The sequence below is a fragment of the Streptomyces sp. NPDC051738 genome, from assembly GCF_044453205.1.
GTDB lineage: Bacteria > Actinomycetota > Actinomycetes > Streptomycetales > Streptomycetaceae > Streptomyces.
Genome location: NZ_JBITCM010000022.1, coordinates 148946 through 169132 on the forward strand (window position 1 = coordinate 148946; position 20187 = coordinate 169132).

22 protein-coding genes are annotated in these 20187 nt (G+C 70.5%); 10 read left to right on the top strand and 12 right to left on the bottom strand.

The window, feature by feature from the left end; translation table 11 throughout:
- The first annotated feature begins 96 nt into the window (after positions 1–96).
- Positions 97–579, top strand: coding sequence for an AMP-binding protein (locus tag ACIA8X_RS38215; protein WP_393458913.1), 483 nt, complete (start codon positions 97–99; stop codon positions 577–579).
- Complete coding sequence (locus ACIA8X_RS38220) at positions 576–842, top strand: hypothetical protein (RefSeq protein ID WP_393458910.1); 267 nt, start codon at positions 576–578, stop codon at positions 840–842. The genes ACIA8X_RS38215 and ACIA8X_RS38220 overlap by 4 nt, the downstream gene beginning before the upstream one ends.
- A 24-nt stretch (positions 843–866) precedes the next feature.
- Here the strand turns inward: ACIA8X_RS38220 and ACIA8X_RS38225 are convergent, their stop codons facing one another.
- From ACIA8X_RS38225 to ACIA8X_RS38240, 4 genes are all read right to left on the bottom strand, one after another.
- Positions 867–1331 (bottom strand): VOC family protein, encoded by a 465-nt coding sequence (locus tag ACIA8X_RS38225; protein WP_399460232.1) that lies wholly within the window; start codon positions 1329–1331, stop codon positions 867–869.
- Positions 1328–2233 (bottom strand): helix-turn-helix domain-containing protein, encoded by a 906-nt coding sequence (locus tag ACIA8X_RS38230; protein WP_399460233.1) that lies wholly within the window; start codon positions 2231–2233, stop codon positions 1328–1330. The genes ACIA8X_RS38225 and ACIA8X_RS38230 overlap by 4 nt, the downstream gene beginning before the upstream one ends.
- 61 nt (positions 2234–2294) lie before the next feature.
- Positions 2295–2684 carry a VOC family protein gene (locus ACIA8X_RS38235; RefSeq protein WP_393458901.1) on the bottom strand — a complete coding sequence of 130 codons (390 nt, stop codon included), beginning with the start codon at positions 2682–2684 and terminating at the stop codon, positions 2295–2297.
- Positions 2685–2796: 112 nt separating this feature from the next.
- The gene (locus ACIA8X_RS38240) at positions 2797–2895 is read right to left on the bottom strand and encodes a hypothetical protein (RefSeq protein WP_399460234.1); all 99 of its coding nucleotides are present in this window, start codon (positions 2893–2895) and stop codon (positions 2797–2799) included.
- Between the two features lie 226 nt (positions 2896–3121).
- On the opposite strand from ACIA8X_RS38240, the gene ACIA8X_RS38245 reads away from it, so the two are divergent.
- From ACIA8X_RS38245 to ACIA8X_RS38255, 3 genes are all read left to right on the top strand, one after another.
- Entirely contained in the window at positions 3122–3784 is a 663-nt protein-coding gene (locus tag ACIA8X_RS38245) for an NUDIX domain-containing protein (RefSeq protein ID WP_393458898.1), read from the top strand.
- Between the two features lie 104 nt (positions 3785–3888).
- Positions 3889–4872, top strand: a complete 984-nt coding sequence (locus ACIA8X_RS38250) for an aldo/keto reductase (RefSeq protein ID WP_393458895.1) — start codon at positions 3889–3891, stop codon at positions 4870–4872.
- A gap of 46 nt (positions 4873–4918) precedes the next feature.
- Positions 4919–5722, top strand: a complete 804-nt coding sequence (locus ACIA8X_RS38255; protein ID WP_399460235.1) for a DUF427 domain-containing protein — start codon at positions 4919–4921, stop codon at positions 5720–5722.
- A gap of 15 nt (positions 5723–5737) precedes the next feature.
- Here the strand turns inward: ACIA8X_RS38255 and ACIA8X_RS38260 are convergent, their stop codons facing one another.
- The 6 genes from ACIA8X_RS38260 to iolC form a co-directional block, all read right to left on the bottom strand.
- The gene (locus ACIA8X_RS38260) at positions 5738–6523 is read right to left on the bottom strand and encodes a GntR family transcriptional regulator (RefSeq protein WP_393458889.1); all 786 of its coding nucleotides are present in this window, start codon (positions 6521–6523) and stop codon (positions 5738–5740) included.
- 37 nt (positions 6524–6560) lie between these two features.
- Positions 6561–8054, bottom strand: coding sequence for a CoA-acylating methylmalonate-semialdehyde dehydrogenase (locus ACIA8X_RS38265; protein ID WP_399460236.1), 1494 nt, complete (start codon positions 8052–8054; stop codon positions 6561–6563).
- Between the two features lie 65 nt (positions 8055–8119).
- Positions 8120–9997 carry a 3D-(3,5/4)-trihydroxycyclohexane-1,2-dione acylhydrolase (decyclizing) gene (iolD, locus tag ACIA8X_RS38270; RefSeq protein ID WP_399460237.1) on the bottom strand — a complete coding sequence of 626 codons (1878 nt, stop codon included), beginning with the start codon at positions 9995–9997 and terminating at the stop codon, positions 8120–8122.
- Between the two features lie 8 nt (positions 9998–10005).
- Positions 10006–10893 carry a 5-deoxy-glucuronate isomerase gene (gene iolB, locus ACIA8X_RS38275; protein WP_399460238.1) on the bottom strand — a complete coding sequence of 296 codons (888 nt, stop codon included), beginning with the start codon at positions 10891–10893 and terminating at the stop codon, positions 10006–10008.
- Between the two features lie 14 nt (positions 10894–10907).
- Positions 10908–11795, bottom strand: coding sequence for a deoxyribose-phosphate aldolase (locus ACIA8X_RS38280; protein WP_399460239.1), 888 nt, complete (start codon positions 11793–11795; stop codon positions 10908–10910).
- 35 nt (positions 11796–11830) lie between these two features.
- Complete coding sequence (gene iolC / locus ACIA8X_RS38285; RefSeq protein WP_393458875.1) at positions 11831–12790, bottom strand: 5-dehydro-2-deoxygluconokinase; 960 nt, start codon at positions 12788–12790, stop codon at positions 11831–11833.
- Positions 12791–13091: 301 nt separating this feature from the next.
- Between iolC and ACIA8X_RS38290 the strand changes: the two genes are divergently transcribed.
- Genes ACIA8X_RS38290 through ACIA8X_RS38310 form a run of 5 tightly spaced genes read left to right on the top strand, consistent with a single transcriptional unit; the run spans position 13092 to position 18059 of the window.
- Entirely contained in the window at positions 13092–14108 is a 1017-nt protein-coding gene (locus ACIA8X_RS38290; protein WP_399460240.1) for a sugar ABC transporter substrate-binding protein, read from the top strand.
- Entirely contained in the window at positions 14108–15187 is a 1080-nt protein-coding gene (locus tag ACIA8X_RS38295; protein WP_393458870.1) for an ABC transporter permease, read from the top strand. The genes ACIA8X_RS38290 and ACIA8X_RS38295 overlap by 1 nt, the downstream gene beginning before the upstream one ends.
- A 5-nt stretch (positions 15188–15192) precedes the next feature.
- Positions 15193–16107: an ATP-binding cassette domain-containing protein gene (locus ACIA8X_RS38300; protein WP_393458867.1), complete on the top strand. Its 915-nt coding sequence runs from the start codon at positions 15193–15195 to the stop codon at positions 16105–16107.
- Between the two features lies 1 nt (position 16108).
- Positions 16109–17011, top strand: a complete 903-nt coding sequence (locus ACIA8X_RS38305) for a sugar phosphate isomerase/epimerase family protein (RefSeq protein WP_399460241.1) — start codon at positions 16109–16111, stop codon at positions 17009–17011.
- Between the two features lie 25 nt (positions 17012–17036).
- Positions 17037–18059 (top strand): Gfo/Idh/MocA family protein, encoded by a 1023-nt coding sequence (locus ACIA8X_RS38310; protein ID WP_399460243.1) that lies wholly within the window; start codon positions 17037–17039, stop codon positions 18057–18059.
- Between the two features lie 64 nt (positions 18060–18123).
- On the opposite strand, the gene ACIA8X_RS38315 is transcribed toward ACIA8X_RS38310, so the two are convergent.
- The gene (locus tag ACIA8X_RS38315) at positions 18124–19146 is read right to left on the bottom strand and encodes a Gfo/Idh/MocA family protein (RefSeq protein ID WP_393458858.1); all 1023 of its coding nucleotides are present in this window, start codon (positions 19144–19146) and stop codon (positions 18124–18126) included.
- On the bottom strand, positions 19143–20147 hold the full coding sequence (locus ACIA8X_RS38320) for a Gfo/Idh/MocA family oxidoreductase (RefSeq protein WP_393458855.1): 1005 nt from the start codon (positions 20145–20147) through the stop codon (positions 19143–19145). Before ACIA8X_RS38320 ends, ACIA8X_RS38315 begins: the two co-directional genes overlap by 4 nt.
- Positions 20148–20187: the final 40 nt, after the last annotated feature.

The window sequence follows — 20187 nt, forward strand, 5'->3', positions numbered from 1 at the left end:
GTGAGGGCCCTTTCTGTGTGTGGGCCTTTCCCACCGCTCCCGTGTTCGCCGTTGCCGTGTCCGCCGTTCCCGTGCGCTCGACGGGTGGGAGGCTCCATGGGGGCACGGGCAGCGGTCGAGGACGACCGGCGCGGTGTGAGCTGGGCCGAACTGGAGCGCCGGAGTGCCGGGTTGGTGGTCGGACTCGGTGTCGGGCGCGGCGATCGCGTGGCGTTCTGCCTGGACAACTGCGTGGAACTGGTCGAAGGCCTGCTGGCCACGGTGCGGGCCGCCGCGGTCGGGGTGCCGCTGAGTCCGCGCGGCACCGACGCCGAGCTCGCGGCGCTGCTGGCCGATTGCGATCCGTCCGTCATCGTCACCGACCGGCGGCGACTGCCGCGGATCGCCCGGTTGACCGCCGGGCGGGCGTCCCGCCTGGTGGTGACCGGCGAGGGTACGACACCGGACGGCGTCGGCCGCTTCGAGGATCTCGCCGCCTGGCACCCGTCGGCACCTCGCGACGACCTCGGGCTGGACGAGCCCGCGTGGCTGCTCTACACGTCCGGCACCTGCGGGACGCCCAGGGCCGCCGTCCGGTGACCGGGCGGTCGTGGGTCCCGAGCAACTCGGCGACCACTGGCGCGCCGCGGCGGCCGAACTGGACGGTGCGGTGGGCCGGTTGGCGACCGCGGACGACCGCGTCAACCTGGCTGCTGTCGGCCAGGGTCGTCGGCGAGACCTTCCGCACCGGCAACGACCTCCAGGAACAGGCCCTTTACGGTGGCCCGCTCGACGACCCGGCGCCGACCGCCCCCGAAGGGCTCGCCGTCGCCGCGGACGGCCTGTCCTGGACCCTCGCGTGAACTGGACCCTCGCGTGAAACGGCCTCAGTCGGCCCGGCGGGGTTCGCCGGGATAGGTGCCGAAGGACCACTTGTTGCCCTCCGGGTCGGCGATGGCGAACTCCCGGCTGCCGTAGGGCTGGTCCTCGATCTCGCGGATGATCTTCACGCCCGCGTCCTTCAGGCGCCGGTGGAGATCGTCGACGTGTTCGGTGACGACGTACGCCCCGAAGGTGCCCGGTTGGAGAGACCACGACTCGCTGCCCGGTTTGTGCGACCCGAGCATGATCCCGCCGCCCTCGGGCCAGTCGAGCTGGGCGTGCGCGACAAGGTCGCCGTCCTGGTAGACGGCGGTGCGCAGGAAGCCGACGGTGCCGACGAGGAAGTCGATCAGCGCGGGCGCGTCGTGGGCCTGGAGGGCGGGCCAGACCCTGGGTGCGCACCGGGTCTGTGGGGTGTCCGTTGTGTTCTTGGTGTCTGTTGCGTCCGTGGTGTTCGTGGTGGGGTTCATGGCTCATACTCTTCGCCGTTGCGGTGGCCGCCCGCTTGGATATTCCGGCACTCTTCGGTCAGCCAGCCGGTGGGGCTCAGATCGGTGTACTGCCGGAAGTCCCGCACCAGGTGTGAGTGGTCGTAGTAGCCGCACTCGGCGGCCACCCGTGCCAGGTCCGGCGGGTGGCCCGCGGTGACGGCCCGGACGACGGCGCCGCGTGCGTGCTGGAACCGCATCAGCCGGGCGGCCTGTTTCGGGCTGAGGCCGGTCTCGGCCCGGAAGACGGTGGTCAGGCGGCGCGGGCTCAGTGCCACGTGGGCGGCCAGCCCGTCGAGGGTGCCCGCGCCCCGATGCCGGGCGAGCCAGGCCCAGGCCTCGGCGACTTCGGGCCGTACCTCGGCGGTGCGCCCGGCCGTTGCCGCGCGTCGCTGGAGGTAGTCGGTCACGAGAGCGAAGCGCTCGCTCCATCGTCCCTGTCCGCACAGCCGTTCGTGGATCTCGGATGCGTCCCGTCCCAGGACGTCCGTGCCCGAGGTGACGAGCTGTTCGGTGAGCTCCCCGGCGGGCATGCCGAGCAGCCTCCGGGCCGCCAGGGGATGCACGGACAGCTGGATGCCCGCCTCGTGCTCGGGCTGCAGCACATACGCCGGACGCTGATGCAGCCCGCCCACCACGATGTCCGTCCGCACGGCGTCCGTCCCGTGTGCCTGCTCGGGGGTGCTGCCACTGACCACAGGGCCGTCGAAGGAGAAGATGAGCGTCAGGTACGGGGAGGGCAGGCCCCGGTGGAGGGCGGGTCGCATGCCGGTGGATCGGTAGCCGACCGCGGAGACCACCATGCCGTCCAGGTGCGGCGCGGCTCTGACGAACTCGCGGACGTCCCCGGGCGGCTCGGATTCCCGACTGGTAGGCGCGCCCATGAGGCCAGTATGCGACCGTCCCGCCCCCTTGGGCCACGCTCGCCGCCCAGCGGGATCGGGCTCAGTTCTCCTGGAGCACGGACAGAACGTTGCCCGCCGGGTCCGTGAACCAGGCGATCCCCGCCGGTCCCTCGGGGCCCCGGACGATGCCCTTGGCGTCGGCCTCGAACTCCGGATAGCGCTCCATGCGCACGCCCCGCTGCGCCAGCCCGTCGACGGCCGCCTCGATGTCGTCCACGGGGAAGTTCAGGATGGTGAAGCTCGCGGGGGTGTGGTTGTCCTTGGGGTAGACGAAGACGCTTGCGCCGCTGCCCAGCTTGATCGTGAGCAGCCTCATGTCGCCCTGCCCGGTCTCCTCCACCGCGAGGCCGAGGGTCTCGCCGTAGAACTCACGAGCCTTGCCGAGGTCGTCGACCGAGAAGCCGCTGAATGCCTTCGACTGTCCGAACATGCCGCCGTCTCCTTCGCCTGGGCCGTCCGGGCTCTCCGGGGCCATACCCAGCGGACCACCACACGGGCCCTGGCACGCGGGTGGGCGTCCGAATGGTCCCCGTGCCTCACCCTCAGGCGGTGAGCCGCAGGCCGGCCGGTGCGCCGCCGTCGGGGAACAGGCGTCGGCCCTGGCCCCCCCCCACGACCGGGGTGATCACGAGCCGCAGCATGTCGATGAGCGCGGCGGCCGGCAGGGACTGGGCCAGTCGGGCGCTGCCGTGGATCTGCCTAACGGGCGGCCAGGCCTTTCTTCATGCGGGTGTTCACCGGCCTTGCCGGGCCGCGGCGTACCTGGCCCGTACCGTCGCCCTACGACCACTCTTCCGCGACGCCCCGCGCCCCGAAATGGTAGAAGCAGGCCATGACCAACTCGCTCATCCACCGGGCCGGTGCCCGATGACCGCCGGCCTCGACACCCCCGACCGCCGTGGCCGCACCGGGCTCGACCAGGCCGGCCGGGACCTGACCGGCAATCCCCGCGTCAAGGTGCGGGACGTGACGCTGCTCTCCAGCCACTGGTACGTCGAGCGCGCGACCACCTTCGACCTTCAGCACGCCGACGGCACCTGGCACACCCAGCAGCGCGAGACCCACGACCGGGGCAACGGCGCGACCATGCTGCTGTACGACGCGGAACGCGAAACCGTCCTGCTCACCCGCCAGTTCCGCTTCCCGGTGTACGTCAACGGGCACCCCGACGGCATGCTCGTCGAGACGCCGGGCGGACTGCTCGACGACGATGACGAGCACCCGGAGATCGCGGTGCGGCGCGAGGTGGTGGAGGAGACCGGGCACACCATCGGCGAGGTCCAGCACGTCTTCGACGTCTATATGAGCCCGGGCTCGGTCACCGAACGCGTCAGCTTCTACGCCGCCGCCTACGGCCCCTCGACCCACACCCACGAGGGCGGCGGCCTCGACGAGGAGGGCGAGGACATCGAGATCCTCGAACTGCCCTTCCGGCGGGCCCTGGAGATGATCAGGTCCGGGGAGATCGCCGACGCCAAGACCATCATGCTGCTGCAATGGGCCGCGCTGGAGGGGCCGTTCGCGTCCTGACGCCCGAATCCGCCGCGCACTGACTTGACTTGAAGTGCGCTTCAGCATGAACACTCCCGTTCGTGCCCCCAGATCGGGGTGCGCGAACGGGAGGGGACCCGGCCATGAAGTACCGCACCATCGGCACCGACCCGAAGAACCGCCGCGAGGTCAGCGTGCTCGCGCTCGGCGCGATGCTGTTCGGCTCGCAGACCGACGAAGAGACCTCCTTCGCCGTACTCGACCGCTATGTCGAGGCCGGCGGGAACTTCATCGACACGTCCGACAACTACGCCTTCTGGATCGACGGCGGTCAGGGCGGCCAGAGCGAGGAACTGCTGGGGCGGTGGCGGCGCAGCCGTGGCGTGGGGAACGAGATCGTCTTCGCGACCAAGCTCGGGGCCAGGCCGCTGGCCCCCGGCACCGGCTACATCGACAACGCGGAGGGCCTGTCGGCGAAGGTGATCCGCGAGTCCGCCGAGCGCAGCCGCGACCGGCTCGGCGTGGCGAAGCTGGACCTGCTCTACGCCCACATCGAGGACCGGAGGGTTCCGCTGGAGGAGACCGTCGAGGGGTTCGCCGAGCTGGTCGCCGAGGGCACCGTCGGCCTCCTCGGTGCCAGCAACCACGCGATCTGGCGCGTCGAGCGGGCGCGCGCCCTCGCCGCTGCGGCGGGCCTCCCCGGCTACGAGGTGCTCCAATACGCCCACACCCACCTGCGGCCCCGCATCGACGTCCCGGAGGGCCTGTTCCCCGACGGCAGCCTCGGCCACGCCGGCCCGGAACTGCTGAGCTATCTGCGCGCCGATCCCGCCCTGACCCTGGTCGCCTACTCGCCGCTGCTCAAGGGTGCCTACACGTACCCCGACCGGCTGCCCCAGGACTTCGACCACCCGGGCACCCCGGCCCGCCTGAGGGCCCTGCGTGAGGTCGCCCGGGAGACCGGGGCGACGGTCAACCAAGTCGTCCTGGCCTGGCAGATCGGCGGTGAGCTGCCGATCGTCCCGCTGGCCGGGGCGTCGTCCGTGGCCCAGCTGGAGGAGAACCTGGCCGCCGTGGACCTGGAGCTGACCCCGGAGCAGCGGGCCCGGCTCGACGCGGCCCACTGAACGCTCCGGGAGTACGCTCCGAAGAGGAGCCGAAGGAGAGTGGGCCATGCCTCTGTTTCCCAACGAGCGCAACGTCCGTACGACCCCGGAAGGCCTCCTCTGGGAGCCCAGCGAGCGCTGGGTGCGTGGCCGCAAGGGCGACATCACCGTTGTCGACAGCCGGCACCCTCTCCTGGTCTGGGAACCCGATCTGCCCGTGCCCTGCTACGCGTTCCCGCGTGAGGAGGTCCGCACGGATCTCCTCCGCCCGGCCGAGAACCCGCAGACCGGCAGGCACACCGGATCGCAGATCTTCTACGACCTCGAAGCCGGCGGAGGGCTGGTGGAGAACGCGGCGTGGACGTTCCCCGCCGCGGATCTCGCGGACCACATCGCCTTCGCGTGGTTCCTGCGCTGGGGGAGTGGCCTCGACCACTGGTACGAGGAGGAGGAAGAGATCTTCATCCACCCGCGCGACCCGCACAAACGGGTGGACGCCATGCCCAGCAGCCGCCATGTCCAGATCGAGATCGGCGGCACCTTCGTCGCGGACACCCACCGCCCGGTGCTGCTGTTCGAGACCGGGCTGCCGACCCGGTACTACGTGCCCCGCGAGGACGTCCGCCTCGACCTGTTCGAGGCCACCGACCACAGCACCGGCTGCCCGTACAAGGGCACGGCCCAGTACTGGAACTGGAGCGGCGAGGGCGACGTCCCGCACAACATCCTCTGGAGCTACGCCGAACCGCTGCCCGCGGTGGCCCCCGTCAAAGGGCTCCTGGCCTTCTACAACGAGGCCGTGGACATCGCCCTGGACGGCGAACGCCTGCCGCGGCCGGTCACGCCGTTCACCGCGAGCCTCAAGCCGTGAGCACGAGCAGGCGGCTCAGGTCCTGACCAGCAGCTGGAAGTCGAACGCGTACCGGGACGCGCGGTAGATGTGGGTGCCGTACTCGACCGGCCGGCCGGTGTCGTCGTACGCCGTGCGCTGCATGGTCAGCAGCGCTGCGCCCTCCTTCTCGTCGAGGCGCTCGGCCTCCTCGGCGGTGGCGCAGCGGGCGCCGATGGTCTGGCGGGCGCTGTGCAGGGTGATGCCGGCGGCGCGCATCATCCGGTACAGGCCGGTCGACTCCAGCCGCGCAGTGCCGAGGTCGAGCAGGCTGGCGGGCAGGTAGTTGCACAGGATGGCCACGGGCTGGCCGTGCGTGCAGCGCAGCCGCTCCAGGAGCGTGACCTCCGCGCCCTCCGCGATGCCGAGCGCGGCGGCGACATCGGCGGTCGCCGGGACGCGCTCGTTGCGGACGACCTGCGTGGTCGGGCCCTGCCCGGCCGACTCCAGGTCGTCGTAGAGGCTGCTGAGCTCCAGACCGCGCTTCACCTGGCTGTGCACCACCTGGGTGCCCACCCCGCGCCGCCGGACCAGCAGCCCCTTGTCGACGAGCGACTGGATCGCCTGCCGGACGGTGGGCCGGGACAGGCCCAGCCGCACCGACAGGTCGACCTCGTTGCCCAGGAGGTTGCCCGGAGCGAGAACCCCGTGCTCGATCGCCGCCTCCAGCTGCTGAGCGAGCTGGTAGTACAGCGGCACCGGACTGCCCCGGTCCAGGGCGAAGTCCAGCGAGTCCAGCGCTGAGGCGGACACGGCGCGTGCGGAGCCGCGGGTCTTCGCCATGGGTCCCTCCTTCTGGTCAGTCCCTACTGATGGTGTGTCAGGAGTTGCTGGGGAACCCGAGGTTGATGCCACCGTCGGACGGGTCCGGCCAGCGCGTGGTGATCACCTTCCCCTGGGTGTAGAAGGCGATGCCGTCGTTGCCGTAGATGTGCAGGTCGCCGAAGAGCGAGTCCTTCCAGCCACCGAAGGAGTGGTAGCCGACCGGCACCGGGATCGGCACGTTCACGCCGACCATGCCCGCCTTGACCTCCAGCTGGAAGCGGCGGGCGGCGCCGCCGTCCCGGGTGAAGATCGCGGTGCCGTTGCCCCAACGGGAGTCGTTGATCAGCTTGATGGCCTCGTCGTACGTCTCCGCGCGCACCACGGCCAGCACGGGGCCGAAGATCTCGTCCCGGTACGCGTCCGCGGTCAGCGGCACCCGGTCCAGCAGCGAGACACCGATGAAGAAGCCGTCCTCGTGGCCGTCGACCGAGTAGCCGGTGCCGTCGACGACGACCTCGGCGCCCTGCTCGGCGGCGCTCGCCACGTACGAGGCCACCTTGTCGCGGTGCTCGCGCGTGATCAGCGGGCCCATCTCGGAGGCCGGGTCGTTGCCGGGGCCGATGCGCAGGTTCTTCGCCCGCTCGGCGATCTTGCCGACCAGCGCGTCGCCCGTGTCACCGACCGCGACCACGACCGACACGGCCATGCAGCGCTCGCCCGCCGAGCCGTACGCGGCGTTGATCGCCTGGTCGGCGGCGAAGTCGAGGTCGGCGTCGGGCAGGACCAGCATGTGGTTCTTGGCGCCGCCGAGGGCCTGCACACGCTTGCCGTGCTCAACTGCCTTGAGCTGGATGTACTTCGCGATCGGCGTCGAGCCGACGAAGGACACCGCCTCGATGTCCGGGTGCTCCAGGAGCCGGTCCACGGCCACCTTGTCACCCTGCACGACGTTCAGCACACCCTCGGGCAGCCCGGCCTCGGTGGCCAGCTCGGCGAGCTTCAGGGAGGCCGACGGGTCCTTCTCGGACGGCTTGAGCACGAAGGTGTTGCCGCACGCGATGGCCAGCGGGAACATCCACATCGGCACCATGGCCGGGAAGTTGAACGGTGTGATGCCGGCGACCACACCCAGCGGCTGCCGGATCGAGGCCACGTCCACACGGGTCGAGACCTGCGTCGACAGCTCGCCCTTCAGCTGCACGCTGATCCCGCAGGCCAGCTCGACGATCTCCAGACCGCGCGCGACCTCGCCGAGCGCGTCGGAGTGCACCTTGCCGTGCTCGGCGGTGATCAGCTCGGCGATCTCGTCGCGGTGGGCGTCCAGCAGCTCGCGGTACTTGAAGAGGATCGCGGTGCGCTTGGCCAGGGAGGACTGACCCCAGCTCTCGAACGCGGCCTTGGCGGAGGCGACGGCGGCGTCCACCTCGTCGACGGACGCGAAGGCGACCTGCTTCTCCTGGGCGCCGGTGGCCGGGTTGTAGACGGCGCCGAAGCGGCCGGAGGTGCTCTCGGCGGGCTTGCCGTCGATCCAGTGGGTGAGGGTCTTCATGGTGCGAAAAGCCTTTCGTATGCGGGGAGTTGAGAGGAGGTGACGGCGATCAGAGGTGGTGGCGATCAGAGGTGGTGGCGGCGTCCGGCGACGTGCCGGTCGTAGCGTTCGCGGGCCTCGACGGCGGCCTCGCGGGAGGCGACCTCGGCGACGGGCACGTCCCACCAGGCCTCGGGGCCGGGGGAGCTCGGGTTCATGATGTCCGTCTCGACGTACACGCAGGTCGGCCGGTCGGAGGCGCGGGCCGTGGCCAGCGCCTCGCGCAGCTCGCCCACCGTCTTGGCGCGCAGTACGTCCATGCCGAGGCTGGCCGCGTTGGCGGCGAGGTCGACCGGGAGCGGGGCGCCGGTGAAGGTGCCGTCGGCGGCCCGGTAGCGGTAGTCGGTGCCGAAGCGCTCGGCGCCGGTCTCGGCCGACAGCCCGCCGATGGAGGCGTAGCCGTGGTTCTGGATCAGGACGATGTTGACCGGCAGGCCCTCCTGGACCGCGGTGACGATCTCCGTCGGCATCATCAGGTAGGTGCCGTCGCCGACCAGCGACCACACGGCCGTGTCCGGGGCGGCCTGCTGGATGCCGATCCCGGCCGGGATCTCGTAGCCCATGCAGGAGTAGCCGTACTCCAGGTGGTACTGGCGCGGGGAGCGGGAGCGCCACAGCTTGTGCAGGTCGCCGGGGAGCGAACCGGCCGCGTTGATCACCACGTCGTCGTCGCCGACCACCGCGTCCAGCGCGCCCAGCACCTGGGTCTGCGTCGGTACGGCGCTCTCGTCGTCGGCACGGTAGGCGGCCTCGACGACCGCGTCCCAGCGCTCCTTGCCGGCCCGGTACTCGGTCTCGTACGCGGCATCGACGCGGTGGCCGGACAGCGCCTCCGTCAGGGCCGTGAGCCCCGCCCGCGCGTCACAGACCAGCGTCCGCGCCGCCAGCTTGTGCGCGTCGAAGCCCGTGATGTTGAGGTTCAGGAAGCGCACGTCCGGGTTCTGGAAGAGGGTGCCGGAGGCGGTGGTGAAGTCGGTGTATCTCGTCCCCACGCCGATCACCAGGTCGGCGGCGCGGGCGATGTCATCGCTGACCGACGTGCCGGTGTGGCCGATGCCGCCGAGGTCGGCGGGGTGGTCGTAGCGCAGCGAGCCCTTGCCCGCCTGGGTGGAGGAGACCGGGATGCCGGTGGCCTCCACGAAGGCCTTCAGCGCCGCCTCTGCCTCGCTGTGGTGGACGCCGCCGCCCGCGACGATCAACGGGCGCTCGGCGGCCCGGATCGCCTCGACGGCCGCCGCCAGCTCGACCGGGTCGGGCGCGGGACGCCGTACGTACCAGACGCGCTCGGCGAAGAACTCCTCGGGCCAGTCGTACGCCTCCGCCTGGACGTCCTGGGGGAGGGCCAGCGTGACCGCGCCGGTCTCGGCCGGGTCGGCCAGCACGCGCATGGCGTTCAGCGCGGACGGGATCAGGGCCTCGGGGCGGGTGATGCGGTCGAAGTACCGGGAGACCGGGCGCAGGGTGTCGTTGACCGACACGTCCGCCTCGGTCGGGTGCTCCAGCTGCTGGAGCAGCGGGTCGGGCGCGTGCGAGGCGAAGTAGTCGCCGGGGAGCAGAAGGACGGGCAGGCGGTTGATCGTCGCAAGGGCCGCTCCGGTCACCAGGTTCGTGGCGCCCGGACCGATCGACGTCGTCACCGCCTGCGCGGACAGGCGGTTGAGCTGGCGGGCGTAGCCGACGGCCGCGTGCACCATGGACTGCTCGTTGCGGCCCTGGTGGTACGGCATGACGTCCTCGCCCGCCTGGAGCAGGGCCTGGCCGATGCCCGCCACGTTGCCGTGGCCGAAGATGCCCCAGGTGCCGGCGACCAGCCGGTGCCGTACGCCGTCGCGCTCGGTGTACTGGACGGACAGGAACCGCACCAGCGCCTGGGCGACGGTCAGGCGGACGGTGGATGGGCTCATCGGGGACCTCACTGGGACGGAGCGGTGTAGAGGGGCAGACGGGGGTCGACGGGCTGGTCCGGCCAGGTGCCGCGGACCCAGGCGTGATCGGGGTGGTCGCAGATCAGCCAGGAGCGCTCGGCCTCGGGACCCGCCATGACGTTGAGGTAGTACATGTGGTGGCCGGGCACCGCCATGGAGGGCCCGTGCCAGCCGTCGGGGATCAGGACGACGTCACCGCCGCGGACCTCCGCCAGGACGTCGGTGTTCCGGCCGTGTCCGGACGGGGAGACGCGCTGGTAGCCGAGGCCGGGGGTGCCCTCGTGGTCGGCGAACTCGAAGTAGTAGATCTCCTCCAGCACCGACTCCTCACCGGGGCGGTGCTCGTCGTGCTTGTGCGGCGGGAAGGACGACCAGTTGCCGCCCGGCGTGATGACCTCGACCGCGATGAGCTTGTCGCACTCGAAGACCCCGGCCGCGCCGAAGTTGTTCACCTGGCGGCTGCTGTTGCCCGTGCCGCGCAGCTCCACCGGCACCGACGACGCCGGCCCGTAGCGGGCGGGCAGCCGCCTGCCGCAGTGCGCGCCGGTCAGGGCGAACCGTCCGCCATCGGTGGACGAGACGGTCGTACGGGCGTCGCGCGGCACATACGCGAAGTCGCTCACCCCGCTGAACACGCTGTCACGGCCGGTGAGGCGGAAGGTGTCGTGGCCGAAGTCGTCGGTCGTCTCGACCGTGCAGCCGCCGTTCAGCGACAGCACGATCCACTCGCTGTCGCCGGTGTCGAAGGTGTGCGAGCCGCCGGGCGGCAGCTCCAGGACCTTCAGGCTGGAGTAGCCCCAGCCGGCCTTCTCGGGCGTGACGTCCACGACGTACGGTCCGCCGAGCGCCTTTCCCGCGGGAAGGTGATACGTCATCGTGTTCCTCCGTGTCACAACAGGCCGACGGCCGTGTCCACCGCCGTCTCCACGCTGCCCTCGGCCGGGTAGAGCAGCGAACGGCCGACGACCATGCCCTGGACGGTGGGCAGCTGGAGCGCCTTGCGCCAGCGCTCGTACGCGCCTGCTTGTTCTTCAGCGGACCCCCCGACCTCGCCGCCCAGCAGGACGACGGGCAGCGTGGACGTCTGAAGAACCTCGGCCATGTCGTCGGGGTCATGGGTGACGGGCAGTTTCAGCCATGTGTACGCCGAGGTGCCGCCCAGGCCCGACGCGATGGCGATCGACTTGGTGACGGCCTCGGCGGACAGGTCGTTGCGCACCTTGCCGTCGATCCGCCGGGAGATGAACGGCTCGACGAACAACGGGAGCCGGAGCGCGGCCATGGCGTCGATGGCGCGGGCCGTGGACTCCAGGGTGGTCAGCGAGCCCGGGTCGTCGTAGTCGATCCGGACCAGCAGCTTGCCCGCGTCGAAGCGCAGCCGGGCGATGTCCTCGGCGCGGTGGCCGGTGAAGCGGTCGTCCATCTCGAAGGACGCCCCGGCCAGGCCCCCGCGGTTCATGGAGCCCATGACAACCTTGTCGTCGAGGACGCCGAGGAGCAGCAGGTCCTCCAGAATGTCGGCGGTGGCCAGCACTCCGTCCACGCCGGGCCGCGACAGCGCTATGCAGAGACGTTCCAGCAGATCGGCCCGGTCGGCCATCGCCAGACGGCGGTCACCGACGCCCATCGCGCCGCGGGCCGGATGGTCGGCGGCCACGATCATCAGGCGGCCGCTGTCGCCGATCAGCGGGCGGCGCACCCGGCGGGCCGCGGCCTCGGCGATCGCCTCGGGGTGCCGGGCTCTGATCGCGGTGAGGTCGGGGATGGTGATACTCAAGGGAAACTCCGTTTCAGGGGTGGCTCAGCCGGCCGTCACGACTTCTGCGCGAGGAGTTCCTCGACCTCGGACTCGGTGGGCATCGCGGAGGAGCAGGCCAGGCGGGAGGCGACGAGGGCCCCGGCGGCGTTGGCGTACCGCATGGTTTCGGCCAGATTCCAGCCGGCCAGCAGTCCGTGGACCAGCGAGCCGCCGAAGGCATCGCCCGCGCCGAGACCGTTGGCCACCTCGACCGGCACCGGCGGCACCTCGGCCTCCGTGCCGTCGCGGTGGACCGCCAGCACGCCCTTGGGACCCTGCTTGACGACCGCGAGCTCCACACCGGCCGCGAGCAGCGCCTCGGCGCAGGCACGCGGCTCGCGGACCCCGGTGGCGACCTCGCACTCGTCGAGGTTGCCGACCGCGACGGTCGCGTGCCGCAGCGCCTCCGCGTAGTACGGGCGGGCCTCCTCGGGGTCGCGCCAGAACATCGGGCGCCAGTCGAGGTCGAAGACCGTGGTGCCCGCCTTGTCGCGCGCCTTGAGGGCGGCGAGGGTGGCGGACCGGCTCGGCTCCTCGCTCAGGCCGGTGCCGGTGATCCAGAAGACGCGGGCCGATCGGATGGCCCAGTAGTCCAGCTCGTCGGAGTGTATCTCCAGGTCAGGCGCCTTAGGCTGCCGGTAGAAGTACAGCGGGAAGTCGTCCGGCGGGAAGATCTCGCAGAAGGTCACCGGCGTCGGGTACGCCGCGACGGGCGTCACCCAGCGGTCGTCGACGCCGAAGTCCTTGAGGGCTTCGTGCAGGTAGGCGCCGAAGGGATCGTCCCCGGTGCGGGTGATCACTGCCGTGGTCCGGCCGAGCCGGGCGGCGGCTACGGCGACGTTGGCGGCCGAGCCTCCGAGGAATTTGCCGAACGTCTCCACCTGCGTCAAAGGTAGGCCAGACTGCAGGGGGTAGAGATCGACTCCTATCCTTCCCATCGTGATCAAGTCGAAGGGCTTGGCTGACTCGGCCATGCGCAACGCTCCTAGAGCTGGGCTGGGGGTGGGGCCCCCAGGGGGCCTGCCGCCTCCCAGGTGTAGGACGTGGAGGCCGACGCTGTCAATAGTTTGTACTTACATTCGGACCTGCTTGTGAAATGATGTCTTAACAAAGTATTGACAGCGCGCGCATCCAGGGACTTGGATCCCGTCCAAGCGAAACCGCCGTGCTCCACGGCACACGACCCGGGCTTCTCCCACTGGTCCGGGCCATCGATCCCAGTGATCGTCCCTTTCCCCGTCGCAACACCCCGTCGCACAGTGAGGTGCTGGAAAGATGGACCGCTCTTACTCTCGCTCCCGCAGGTTGGCCCCCGTAGTGGCCGTGGCCGCAGCGGCAGCGCTGACGCTCGCAGGATGCTCCAGCAGCTCCGGCGGCAAGAAGTCTGAGGAGAGCGCGGAGGGCGCCTCCGCCGGCAAGGCCGACACGCCCCGTATGAAGGTCGCCCTGGTCACGCACCAGGCGGCCGGTGACACCTTCTGGGACATCGTCCGCAAGGGCGCCGAGGCCGCCGCCGCGAAGGACAACGTCGAGCTGATCTACTCCAACGACCCGAACGCGGGCACCCAGGCCAACCTGGTCCAGAACGCGATCGACCAGAAGGTCGACGGCATCGCGATCACCCTCGCCAAGCCGGACGCCATGAAGGACGTCGTGAAGAAGGCGAAGACCGCCGGCATACCGGTCGTCGGTCTCAACTCCGGTGTCAGCGACTGGCAGAAGCTCGGCCTGATGGAGTTCTTCGGCCAGGACGAGAACGTGGCGGGCGAGGCGCTCGGCAAGCGGCTGAACGAGGCGGGCGCCAAGAAGGCCGTCTGTGTCGTCCAGGAGCAGGGCAACATCGGCCTGGAGCAGCGCTGCGCGGGTGTGAAGAAGACCTTCGAGGGCGACGTCGAGAACCTGAACGTCAACGGCACCGACATGCCGTCCGTGCAGTCGACGATCACGGCCAAGCTCAAGCAGGACAGTGGCCTCGACTACGTCGTCACCCTCGGCGCCCCGTTCGCGCTGACGGCGGTGCAGTCGATCGGTGACGCCGGCAGCAAGGCGAAGGTCGCCACCTTCGACCTCAACAAGCAGCTGACCGGGGCGATCAGCAAGGGCGACATCGAGTTCGCCGTCGACCAGCAGCCCTACCTGCAGGGCTACCTGGCGATCGACTCCCTGTGGCTCTACAAGAACAACGGCAACTACATGGGCGGCGGCGAGCAGCCGGTGCTGACCGGCCCGGCCTTCGTCGACAAGACGAACGTCGAGACGATCGAAAAGTACGCCGCGAAGGGCACTCGGTGATGAGCATGACCCAACAGGCTGAGCCGGCGGTGACCACACCGCCGGCCCCCGGCCCCGGCAAGGCGAAGGACGGGCGCACGGCCGAACGCCCGCTGGCGCTCAGGTTGTTGGCCCGGCCCGAGGTCGGAGTCTTCCTCGGCGCGGTGGCGGTGCTGATCTTCTTCCTGATCACGGCGCCGCCGGTGCGTGACGGCAGCTCGATGGCCAACATCCTCTACCAGTCGTCGACGATCGGGATCATGGCGCTGCCGGTGGCGCTGCTGATGATCGGCGGCGAGTTCGACCTGTCGGCCGGTGTCGCGGTGATCACCTCGGCGCTGACGGCGAGCATGCTCAGCTACCAGCTGACGATGAACGTGTGGGTCGGTGTGATCGCCGCCCTGGTCGTGTCCCTGGCGGTCGGCCTGTTCAACGGCTGGCTCCTGGTGAAGACCGGACTGCCGAGCTTCCTGGTCACCCTGGGCACCTTCCTGATCCTGCAGGGCGTGAACCTCGCGGTGACCAAGCTGGTCACCAGCAACGTCGCCACCGACGACATCAGCGACATGGACGGCTTCGACCAGGCCAAGGCGCTCTTTGCCTCGTCCTTCGACGTCGGCGGGGTCAACGTGAAGATCACGGTGGTGTGGTGGCTGGTCTTCGCGGCCATCGCCACCTGGGTGCTGCTGCGCACGAAGTACGGCAACTGGATCTTCGCGGTCGGCGGCAACCAGCAGTCCGCCCGCGCGGTCGGTGTCCCGGTGACCTTCACGAAGATCTCGCTGTTCATGCTGGTCGGCTTCGGCGCCTGGTTCGTCGGTATGCACCAGCTGTTCTCGTTCAACACCGTGCAGTCCGGTGAGGGCGTCGGCCAGGAGCTGATCTACATCGCCGCGGCGGTCATCGGCGGCTGTCTGCTGACCGGTGGTGCCGGTTCGGCGATCGGCCCGGTCTTCGGCGCGTTCATGTTCGGCATGGTGCAGCAGGGCATCGTCTACGCCGGCTGGAACCCCGACTGGTTCAAGGCGTTCCTCGGCGTGATGCTGCTCGGCGCCGTCCTGATCAATCTGTGGGTCAGCCGCACGGCGACCAGGAGGTGACCGACATGACATCCACCGAGAAGACCGGCACCCATGGTGCCGTCATCGCCGACAAGGCTCCGGAGAAGGACGGCCCGATCGTCGAACTCCGCGGCGCAGGCAAGTCCTACGGCAACATCCGCGCCCTGCACGGCGTCGACCTGAAGGTGTTCCCCAGTCAGGTCACCTGTGTGCTCGGCGACAACGGCGCCGGCAAGTCGACGCTCATCAAAATCATCTCGGGTCTGCACCAGCACACCGAGGGCGAGTTCCTCGTCGACAACGCCCCCGTGCGGTTCTCCACCCCGCGTGAGGCCCTCGACGCCGGTATCGCCACGGTCTACCAGGACCTCGCCGTGGTCCCGCTGATGCCGGTGTGGCGGAACTTCTTCCTCGGCTCCGAGATGACCAAGGGCCCCTGGCCGGTCCGCCGTCTCGACATCGAGAAGATGAAGAAGACGGCCGACCAGGAGCTGCGCAACATGGGCATCGTCCTCGATGACATGGAGCAGCCCATCGGGACGCTCTCCGGCGGTCAGCGCCAGTGTGTGGCGATCGCCCGCGCCGTCTACTTCGGCGCCCGCGTCCTCATCCTGGACGAGCCGACCGCCGCGCTGGGCGTCAAGCAGTCCGGTGTCGTGCTGAAGTACATCGCCGCCGCCCGCGACCGCGGCCTCGGCGTCATCTTCATCACCCACAACCCGCACCACGCCTACATGGTCGGCGACCACTTCAGCGTCCTGCGCCTCGGCACCATGGAGCTGAACGCCTCCCGCGACGAGGTCAGCCTCGAAGAGCTCACCAACCACATGGCCGGCGGCACCGAACTCGCCGCCCTCAAGCACGAGTTGAGCCAGGTGCGGGGCGTGGACGTCGAAGAGCTCCCGGAAGAGGAAGACCTCACCGCCCCCGTGGCGACCGCACCCGAAGGGAAGTCCTGACATGCCCCCTGTGCTGGACCGCATCCGGGTCGGCTCCGCCCCGGACTCCTGGGGCGTCTGGTTCCCCGACGACCCCGTACAGGTGCCCTGGGAACGCTTCCTGGACGAGGTCGCCGAGGCCGGATACCCGTGGATCGAGCTGGGCCCGTACGGCTATCTGCCGACCGACCCGGCCCGCCTCACCGACGAGGTGAACAAGCGGAACCTGAAGGTCTCCGCGGGCACCGTCTTCACCGGCCTGCACCGCGGCCCCTCCGTCTGGGAGTCCACCTGGGAGCACGTCGGCCAGGTCGCCGCGCTCACCCAGGCGATGGGCGCGAAGCACCTGGTGGTGATCCCCTCCTTCTGGCGGGACGACAAGACCGCCGAGATCCTGGAGCCGCCGGAGCTCACCGGCGAGCAGTGGGCCCACCTGACCAAGGGCATGGAGCGGCTCGGGCACGAGGTGAAGGAGGCGTACGGCCTCGACATCGTCGTGCACCCGCACGCCGACACCCACATCGACACCGAGGCGCACGTCGAGCGCTTCCTCGACTCGACCGACTCCGAGCTGGTCAACCTCTGCCTCGACACGGGTCACTACGCCTACTGCGGCGGCGACAGCGTCAAGCTGATCGAGACCTACGGCGAGCGCATCGGCTATCTGCACCTCAAGCAGGTCGACCCGGAGATCCTCGCCGACGTCGTCAAGAACGAGGTGCCGTTCGGGCCGGCGGTCCAGCGCGGCGTGATGTGCGAACCCCCGTCCGGCGTACCGGAGTTGGGGCCGGTGCTGGAGGCCGCGCAGAAGCTGAACGTGGATCTGTTCGCGATCGTCGAGCAGGACATGTACCCCTGCGAGCCGGACAAGCCGCTGCCCATCGCGGTGCGTACCCGCAAGTTCCTGAGGTCCTGCGGCGCCTGACGACCCGAAAGGACGGCCGATCGTCATGACCCAGCGTCCGGAAACGCTCGGAGTCGCTGTCATCGGTACCGGAAAGATGGGTGCGGACCATGTGCGCCGCATCCAGGAGGTCACCAGCGGGGCACGGGTGACCGCAGTCGTGGACGTCGATGCGGAGCGCGCCAAATCGGTCGCCGCCCGCGTCGACGGCTGCACCGCCCACACCGACCCGGCCGCGGCGATGGCGGTGGCCGACGTCGACGCGGTGATCGTCGCGTCCCCCGGCCCCGCCCACGAGGCGGCGCTCCTCGCGGCCTTCGAGCACGATCTGCCGGTGCTGTGCGAGAAACCCCTCACCCCGGACGCCGCGTCCGCGCTGCGCGTCCTGGAGGCCGAGCAGCGGCTCGGCCACCGCAGGGTCCAGGTCGGCTTCATGCGGCGCTACGACGCCGAGTACATGAAGCTCAAGGCCGTGCTGGAGACGGGCCAGTTGGGCAGCCCCCTCATGCTGCACAACCGGCACCGCAACGTGGCCAGCCCGCCCGGCTGGACCAGCGAGATGCTCATCAACGACTCCGTGACGCACGAGATGGACGTGACCCGCTGGCTGCTCGGCCACGAGATCACGGCCGTCACCGTGCTGACGCCGACGCCCTCCGGGAACGCGCCGGACGGCATCCGGGACCCGCAGCTCGTGCTCTTCGAGACCGACGGCGGCGCGATCGTCGACGTCGAGATCTTCGTCAACTGCGGCTTCGGCTACCAGGTCCAGGCCGAGGTCGTCTGCGAGCGCGGCACCGCACGCGTCGGCGACGGCCACGCCATGGTCACCAACGCGGCCGGCCGCTGGGGCGGCACCATCGCCCAGGACTACATCGAGCGGTTCGCCGACGCCTACGACCGTGAGGTCCAGGCCTGGGTGGACGCCACCCGGCGCGGCGAGGTCACCGGGCCCAGCGCGTGGGACGGGTACGCCGTGGCCGCGGTCTGCGAGGCGGGCGTACGGTCGTTGGAGGACGGCGGCCGGGTCGCGGTGGACCTGGTGGACCGGCCGGCGCTCTACGTCTGACGACGAACCGAGGCGAACTGAAGGGCCGGGGGAGCCTCCCCCGGCCCTTCTTCGTGCTCCGCCCTCAGCCCGCGAGCGCCGTACGCGGTCGCGGCTCGAACCCCGCCGCGCGATAGGCCTCGTCGATCAGCCGCATCGTCGCCAGCGCGTCGTCCGCGTCCAGCGGGAGCGGGGCGTCCCGACGTATGTGGGCGGCGAGCGCCTCCAACTGGTAGGTGTACGACGAGCGCGTGCCCAGCCGCTCCGTCCGCTCCCCGTCCGCCGTGCGCACTACCACCCGGTCGTCGCGGTGCGGCAGCACGAAGTTCGGCGCGAGCACCTCGCCCGCCGAGCCGACGATCCGGCAGCTCATCTCCAGCTCGTCGTACGCCATGTGGCAGCGCGCCGACGCGGTCGCTCCGCCGGGGAACTCCAGCTCGGCGTCCAGCCACTCGTCGACGCCCGGCGCACCCGCCCGCTCCCCGCCCCGCGCGGAGACGAGCCGCGGAGCACCGCCCGCCCAGGGTGCGAGCGTCCGCACCGCGTGCAGGCTGTAGCAGCCGAGGTCCATCAGCGCGCCGCCCGCGAGGGGCAGCGACCAGCGCGGGTCCAAGTCGCCGGGCGCCGGAATGGCGACCAGCGTCTCCACCCGCTGAAGCTCGCCCAGTTCACCGCTCCCAACGATCTCGTGCAGGCGCCGGGTGACCGGGTGGAAGAGGTAGTGGAAGGCCTCCATGAAGACCGTCCCGGCCTTCGCCGCGGCCTCCCGCACCTCGGCCGCCTCCTCGGCGTTGCTCGCCGACGGCTTCTCCGACAGCACATGCTTCCCGGCCGCGAGCGCCGCGAGGTTCCACGGCCCGTGCAGGCCGTTGGCGAGCGGGTTGTAGACGAGCTCCACCTCGGGGTCGGCGAGCAGATCGGCGTACGAGTCCACCACCCGCTCGACGTCGTGCTCGTCGGCGAACGCCTCGGCGCGGGACCGGTCGCGCGCGGCCACCGCGACGAGGCGGTGGCCGGTCGTCCGGGCCGGACCGACGAGGGAGAGCTCGGTGATGCGTGCCGCGCCCAGTACTCCTATGCGCAGCGGTTCCCGGCCCGAATCGTTCATCCCTGCCGAACCTCCTCGATCGTCACCGGACGGTGCTCGTGCAGGGACAGGGTGCACGCGTCGGCGATCCAGCCGGCTTCCAAGGCGTCCTCGATCGTGCACGGGGAGGGCCGGGTACCCGCGACGACCTCGGTGAACGCGGTGAGTTCGGCGCGGTAGGCCGCGGTGAAGCGGTCCATGAAGAAGTCGTGCGGGGTGCCGGCGGGGAAGGTCACGCCGGGCTCGACCGAGCGCAGCGGCAGCTTGTCCTCCAGGCCGACCGCGATGGAGTCCTCGAAGCCGTGGATCTCCATGCGGACGTCGTAACCCCGGGCGTTGTGGCGGGAGTTGGAGACCACGGCGATCGTGCCGTCGTCCAGCGTGAGGATCGCGCCGGTGGTGTCGGCGTCGCCCGCCGCCTTGATGAAGTCGGCGCCCCTGTTGCCGCCGACGGCGTACACCTCGGTGACCTCGCGGCCGGTCACCCAGCGGATGATGTCGAAGTCGTGCACCGAACAGTCCCGGAAGATGCCACCGGAGGCGGCGATGTACGCGGCCGGCGGGGGCGCCGGGTCCAGCGTGGTCGACCGCACGGTGTGCAGCTTGCCGAGCTCACCGGCCTGCACGGCGGCGCGTGCGTTGACGAAGCCGGTGTCGAAGCGGCGGTTGTAGCCGATCTGGATCGGTACGTCGGTGCCCTGGACGGCCTTGAGGACCTGGACACCCTCGCTCATGGTCTTGGCGACGGGCTTCTCGCAGAAGACGGGGATGCCCGCCTCGACGCCGGCCAGGATCAGCGCCGGGTGGGCGTCGGTCGCGGCGGCGACGACGATGCCGTCCACGCCCGCGGCCAGCAGGGCCTCGGGCGAGTCCACGACCTCGGCGCCGAACCGCTCCGCGGCGGCCTTGGCGGCGTCCGCGAACGGGTCGGTGACGACGAGGGAGTCGACCGCGTCGAGTCCGGAGAGGGTCTCGGCGTGGAAGGCGCCGATGCGGCCGAGGCCGAGGATTCCGATACGCATGGTTCAGCTTTCTTGAGTACGAGGCTTGCGAGAAGAGAGG